Raw genomic sequence first — 6,567 nt, 5'->3', positions numbered from 1 at the left:
AGATTTTCATTGACTACCTTAGATTTTTGAAAGGATGGAGAAAAATTTCTATCTGTGCCGATGTTTACTATAACGTCTGAGTTTTGTTTAAGAATTTTGGGAGTAGAAAGAAGGTATATTTTTGATGGCTACTTTGGAGATTTTCATTGGCTCTATCAAATTATCTTGAAAGTTTATCCTAACTCTAAGCTAGTCACACCAAAAATATTTTTCCAATCAACATTTGGTTCTCGAACAGAATACATTCTGACACATTCAAAAACACATTGCATTTGATAATTTTCAACTAAATTAATAGCCTGTTGATTAATATTAGGAACATCAATATAAACATTTTGATTCTCCGAATAACTGCACAAAGCCAAAAATAACTTTTCTGCTATTTCTTGGTTTTCAGCAAATATAGGACCTATCTTAAATCATTCTTGGGCTTTTCTAATAACCCCATAACCAACTAAATTTCCATCATTAATTATTCCATAACCTTTACCATTTGATTGATTAATCCATGCTTTGAGAAAATTAGGACGTTCGGCAGGAAAATAAAGGCGATCGTAACTACAAAGTTTCTCAAAATTAATAGTTTTTAAGTCTTTGATGTCTTGAGATATTTTGCCAGGAATTATTCCTTGATAACGGAGATGACGATGAGCAGTTTTAAAGCCAGATTTACCGTAAGTATTAACTTGTTCCAAAACAGCATCTAAAGCAGCAGGTTGATTATTAATTAACTTGAAGGCTTCCTGCCAAGTTTTTAAGCCAAATCCTTTTTTTCTCCATTCAGGTTTGACAATATAAACACCAATAAAACTAAAATTTTGACTATATCTCACTACAGAGATACAACTTATTGGTTCCCCGTTTAATTCTCCAATTAAAAAACCTTGAGGATCGGCTATATAATAATTATTGGCATCATCAAGTCCGGGGTTCCATCCTTCATCAGCAGCCCAACTCACAGCTAATTTTAAGTCAGCTAAAGTCATTGGACGGACTATAAAATTATCTTGGTTCATGTTCATTTTCAAATATTTTGATATTTAACTAAAAATAAAAGGCGTTCCTGAATAAATGCATGATTTTATAGAAGTCAGGAGTCAGGAGGACTGAGTCAGTAGGTAGAAAGGAGTTTTTCGGTGACTTGTCATAGAAGAAATAGGTAAAATTTGCATTATATGTTTTGGCTAAAAATTTACCCAAAGTTTAATTTCATACCGTGTTTCAGCAATGCAAAATAAAAATATATCATTTATTCTAAGCATTCAGCTATTAGCGATTAGCTTTCAACTTTTTAACCAATGCTTGCTTCATTGGTTTAACTTCTTCTACTAAGTTTTCAACTAGAGAATTAATGGAACTTATAGCTGACCGTTGCATTTTTATCCTTAATCTATTGTTGATTCTTGATTATTAATATTCAATATGTAAATGCTATATGGCAGTATGAAATGATTTGTGAAAAAAACTGTAGGGGTTTGGTTTCCAAATCCCATTTTCGGGCTTTTTTGGAGACCAAACCCCTAGATAAAATATTACAATATAAGGGTAGATTGCTATAGTAACTAAAACAAAAATTCATGGTTGCTCAGGTANGTGAAAAAAACTGTAGGGGTTTGGTTTCCAAATCCCATTTTCGGGCTTTTTTGGAGACCAAACCCCTAGATAAAATATTACAATATAAGGGTAGATTGCTATAGTAACTAAAACAAAAATTCATGGTTGCTCAGGTAGTTTGTTCTTCGTTAAAATTTTGATTTGTCTCCCTGAATTACTATTGTCTGACTACCAAGATCGATTAAACTTTAAGAAACCAACTACCACGATACATTAAATCAGAAATTACCCACCAAAATAATACATTGACAATAGCAAAAATCAAAGAACCATTAAATGAACCAGACCAAGATTGGAAAAATTGTTCATATATCCATGTTTTGATATTAGGAGCATTTTCTCCACTACCAATATTGTTATAAATCATTAGTCTTGCCAAAAATCCAGACCCAACAAATATAAATATGGCATTTAATCCCATCACTTCAAATGGATGTCCCCATTTCTGCCAACCTCGAACTTCGATCGCCTCATAACAAGCAGCTAGCAACAGTAAGGCCCATCCGGCAGTAAATATGACATAGGAACTTGTCCATAAAGCTTTATTGATAGGAAAAAATAGTCCCCACAGATATCCAACTACTAAACAACTTAGGCCGGAAATTACCAGATTTAAGCTGGTGCGACTTTTGATTGGTTGATGTTTGAGCCATTCTCCTGTAAGGTAGCCAATCAAAACGGTAACTATGGCAGGTAAGGTACTAAATAGCCCCTCTGGGGCGGATGGTTTTCCTGCCCATCAAAGTTGTTGGGGCAGAATGAGGCGAGCGAAATATGCAACACAAATTCCTTCTGGGGGGAGGGTNAAATAGTCCCCACAGATATCCAACTACTAAACAACTTAGGCCGGAAATTACCAGATTTAAGCTGGTGCGACTTTTGATTGGTTGATGTTTGAGCCATTCTCCTGTAAGGTAGCCAATCAAAACGGTAACTATGGCAGGTAAGGTACTAAATAGCCCTTCTGGGTCGTATGGTTTGCCTGCCCATAAATGTTGTTGGGTCAGAATGAGGCGATCGATATAGGCACCAAGATTTCCTTCTGGGGAGAGGTTGCCAAGGCCATAACCAGGAACGGGTATTAATTGCATGGCTATCCAATATCCAATTAATAATATAGTGGCAAGTCCATAAAGTTGTTTTCGGGACAGGTTGAGGATAGCTATTGCTGAGAGGAGGTAGGCTAAACTAATACGTTGCAATACTCCCATAATTCTAATAGTAGTTAAGTCGTAATTAGGAAAGCCATTTAGTAGTAAACCTAACAGGAAAAGTATTAGGCATCGCCGGAAAATTCTTTGGTAAATTTGTGGAGTAGGTTGATTTTTATCGGTGTATTTTGACAAGGAAAAAGTCATTGCTACACCTGCGATAAATAAGAAAAAAGGGAATATTAAATCTGTGGGTGTACAACCATGCCATTTTGCATGAAGTAAGGGTGGATAAACATAATTCCAACTGCCTGGGTTATTAACAAGAATCATACTAGCAATTGTAATGCCACGAAATACATCAAGAGATTTTAAACGCATTTTTATAAGTTTTTGTAGTTGGGGATTATATTACCAATGGATAATTGATAATTTAAAGATATAGCATATTTGATTTGTGTCAAAAATCTTGCTACTTTTTAGGAATAGGTTGGGAAGCAATAGTTAATGAGTAAGATTTTCGGAGCTTATTTCTAGTTTTTGAATTGTTACAACATGGATCGTGGATTGCTATAGTTTTCATTATCAATTATCCATTATCAATTATCCATTATTCTTGAGGTACTTCTTTTTCATATAAATCAAACTCCTGTGGTGTTCCATTTAAGTCAGAGATAAATTTTTCATATAACTCTTGATTACCATTTTCTACATCCCATACTTCATTTACCCAGGTGAGTAAAAAGGCTTCAGTTTGATTAATTTCACCATCATCTTTTGTAAAAGAACCTTTACGCAATCTTTCTCTCACACCATCGCTATTAGAGAGAAGATGGTCTAAAATATCTTTGGATACAAAATCCAATTTATTTTCCATCTGTGGGTAAACTTCAATAACTTCTTTAATTAAGAGATCGAATACTTCTTTGTGAGTTATTTTTGTCATGATTGGGAAAGTTTTTAATTTTTCTTGTTTAAGATAAGTTTTTTGGGGGTGCTTTTCCTATATCTTTGTCTTTTTTTAAGATTCAACGGATTAAGTAATTTTGGTTCACTTTCATTTGTTAATGCTATTTAAAATATCAAATCATAGGGTATTTAGATTTTCGGCGCAATTTTTGAGTGAAAGTTTGCAAAAGTGGGAAAAGCTTAACTTAAACGAACCTACAAAACTCAAAGGTATAGTTGAGGGAGCTATCAAAGTATTGNCCTATATCTTTGTCTTTTTTTAAGATTCAACGGATTAAGTAATTTTGGTTCACTTTCATTTGTTAATGCTATTTAAAATATCAAATCATAGGGTATTTAGATAATATTTATAGCTTAATACTGAGATGAAGATATAATTATCAATTGTAGTAGTATCTGGAAAATATTTGGCTCAGTTTTTACAGGGTAAGTATTCAGCTATTAGCATTCAGTATTCAGGATTCAGCTTTTCCTGTAAGGTTAAAAGATTAGAGGTTATAAGTTTACTAATCGCTTTGTTGTTAAAGATAATGCCGATGTCTCAACTCAACCTAATTATGTAGGAAGTTTTCAATGGTTAACTTTATTTAATACTCATTGTTTTGTTAATCTATCAAAAGAGATGATTGGTATTATTATGAGTCAAGTCTACCATTTTAAAGGAGAGTTAATTAATACTTTTGAATCTCGCACTTATGAAGCTTTACTGTCTTTTTAGAAGCAGTATATTACACAAAATATGAACAAGCTCAAAAGATTCTTATTAATCGTAATAATATCAGCTTTAGTTAATCTGGCGCTGGTAGTAAAAGTGCAAGGTTTGACTACAGTAGATAACCCTGAATTAGCAGGACTTTCTGCCGTCAAACTCAATGCTTTAACAGAAGATATTCAAAACTTTGTAGACACTGGAAAAATTGCTGGTGCAGTAGGTCTAATTGTCAAAGATGGCAAGATAGCTTATCATCAAACTTTTGGGTTTAGCAATCTGGAAAATAAAATTCCAATGGTAGAAAATAATATTTTTCGGATGGCTTCTCAAACTAAAATTGTCACTGGTTTTGCTACTTATTTATTGGCTGAAGATGGATTGATTAAATTAACCGATCCGATTTCTAAATATATTCCTTCTTTCGCTAATATGAAAGTGCTAGTGCAAGGTAATTCGGCAAGTGGAAATGATTATACTACCACCCCTGCAAAAAATCAGATTACCATTGAACAATTACTAAATCATACTTCGGGAATCTCCTATAATTTCCAAAATCAACCAATTCTTTTTCCCTTATTAAAAGCTGCTAATATTTCTGATGGTCTTTCAACTACTTCAGGAACTATTGGCGAAATGGTAAATCGTTTAAGCAAAGTTCCTCTAGCTNGGAAATGATTATACTACCACCCCTGCAAAAAATCAGATTACCATTGAACAATTACTAAATCATACTTCGGGAATCTCCTATAATTTCCAAAATCAACCAATTCTTTTTCCCTTATTAAAAGCTGCTAATATTTCTGATGGTCTTTCAACTACTTCAGGAACTATTGGCGAAATGGTAAATCGTTTAAGCAAAGTTCCTCTAGCTTTTGAACCAGGTACAAATTATCTTTATGGTCTTAACTCAGATGTTTTGGGTTATCTAATAGAAATTGTTTCCCAAAAACCTTTTGATCGGTTTTTGGCAGAGCGAATTTTTGCTCCTTTAGAAATGGATGATACTGGTTTTTTTGTGACTAAAGATAAGTTAAATCGTTTGGCAGTTACTTATACTCCAAATGCCCATGGAAATTTAGAACCTATAGGTGAGAAAACTAGGGAATTAAAACCTGGTTTATTTATTGATGAAGCTTATCCTTATTTGACAGGAGATACTTATTTTTCAGGAGGCGCTGGTTTAGTTTCTACTCCTAATGACTTTGCTCGTTTTTTGCAAATGCTGCTTAATGGGGGAAATTTAAAGAGTAAAGATGGGCAGCAAATTGTCAAAATAGCTAATCAAGAAACTATTGAAAAATTTCTTTCTATTCGTCCTCAAGATCGTTTCAAAGATCGTCCGATAAGTGTTGGTTATAAATACACTAATGGGTTTGAAGTTAAGGAAAATTATGAAATTTCAACTGCACTTAGTTCTGTAGGTAGTTTTAGAGGAGGAGGTTTATTTGGAACTAATTATTTTGCCGATCCAGAAAAAGAAATGATTGGTATTATTATGAGTCAAGTCTATCCTTCTATTTGGGAGTTAGCTGATACTTTTGAAACTCGTGCTTATCAAGCTGAGGTAATTAACGAAAAAATGAACAAATAAAGAAATAACTAGCATTTGATATTTATGGGATGATAAATAATTGGTAATTCCTAATACCGGAATATTTACTAGAAGATTTACTACAGATATTCTACTTTTTTAGGGAAGGGTTGATTTTCTTATCACTAGATAAAAGTTTTATTATCAGAAAATCTATATTGCTAAAGTTAGTTAACGAAAAGTATAGGGTGATAATATAGTATCTGGCAACAATTAATTAGCTCTGCCTTTTTTCAATAAGTTGTGCGGCAGCAGTAAAATTAATTATTCTATTTATAGCAGTTTTCATAAAGTAGACTACAGAAACAAGATAAGTATTTTGAGGTTTGATAAGTTATAGATTTGAGAGTTGTATTCTATGTTAATGAAAATCGCTATAATATTAAAATTTAACTACATAGAATAATATATTAAGTAGAATTTACAGCACATTTAAAGATAAATAAATTATAGCAGTCTTCATTAATATAGACTACAGAGATTTGGGTTTAAAGGAAGAAGTAAGAAGGAAGAAGGAAGAAGGTTTGTAG

Annotated in this window: 4 protein-coding genes and 2 pseudogenes; 2 read left to right on the top strand and 4 right to left on the bottom strand. The window is 32.9% G+C overall.

Features of this window, described 5'->3' with window-relative positions; genetic code table 11:
* Nucleotides 1-173: 173 nt before the first annotated feature.
* From AFK68_RS16120 to AFK68_RS16105, 4 genes and pseudogenes are all read right to left on the bottom strand, one after another.
* Nucleotides 174-986 (bottom strand): annotated as a pseudogene (locus tag AFK68_RS16120) (GNAT family N-acetyltransferase).
* A gap of 809 nt (nucleotides 987-1,795) precedes the next feature.
* A complete protein-coding gene (locus AFK68_RS16115) occupies nucleotides 1,796-2,290 on the bottom strand; it encodes a hypothetical protein (RefSeq protein WP_094673668.1) in 495 nt (164 codons plus the stop codon).
* A gap of 130 nt (nucleotides 2,291-2,420) precedes the next feature.
* Nucleotides 2,421-3,146: acyltransferase family protein (locus AFK68_RS16110; RefSeq protein WP_210407435.1), on the bottom strand; the 726-nt coding region annotated here is incomplete at its 3' end.
* Nucleotides 3,147-3,375: 229 nt separating this feature from the next.
* Nucleotides 3,376-3,711, bottom strand: coding sequence for a hypothetical protein (locus AFK68_RS16105; protein ID WP_094673667.1), 336 nt, complete (start codon nucleotides 3,709-3,711; stop codon nucleotides 3,376-3,378).
* Nucleotides 3,712-4,473: 762 nt separating this feature from the next.
* Here AFK68_RS16105 and AFK68_RS45410 point away from each other — a divergent pair.
* Nucleotides 4,474-5,112, top strand: a pseudogene (locus tag AFK68_RS45410) (serine hydrolase domain-containing protein); the annotation flags it as partial.
* Between the two features lies 1 nt (nucleotide 5,113).
* A partial coding sequence (locus AFK68_RS16095) for a serine hydrolase (RefSeq protein ID WP_168186506.1) occupies nucleotides 5,114-6,037 on the top strand: 924 nt, incomplete at its 5' end.
* Between the last annotated feature and the right edge of the window lie 530 nt (nucleotides 6,038-6,567).

Source organism: Hydrocoleum sp. CS-953 (assembly GCF_002260545.1).
In the GTDB taxonomy this organism is placed as follows: domain Bacteria; phylum Cyanobacteriota; class Cyanobacteriia; order Cyanobacteriales; family Microcoleaceae; genus Trichodesmium.
This window is presented reverse-complemented; position numbering and strand designations above follow the sequence as displayed.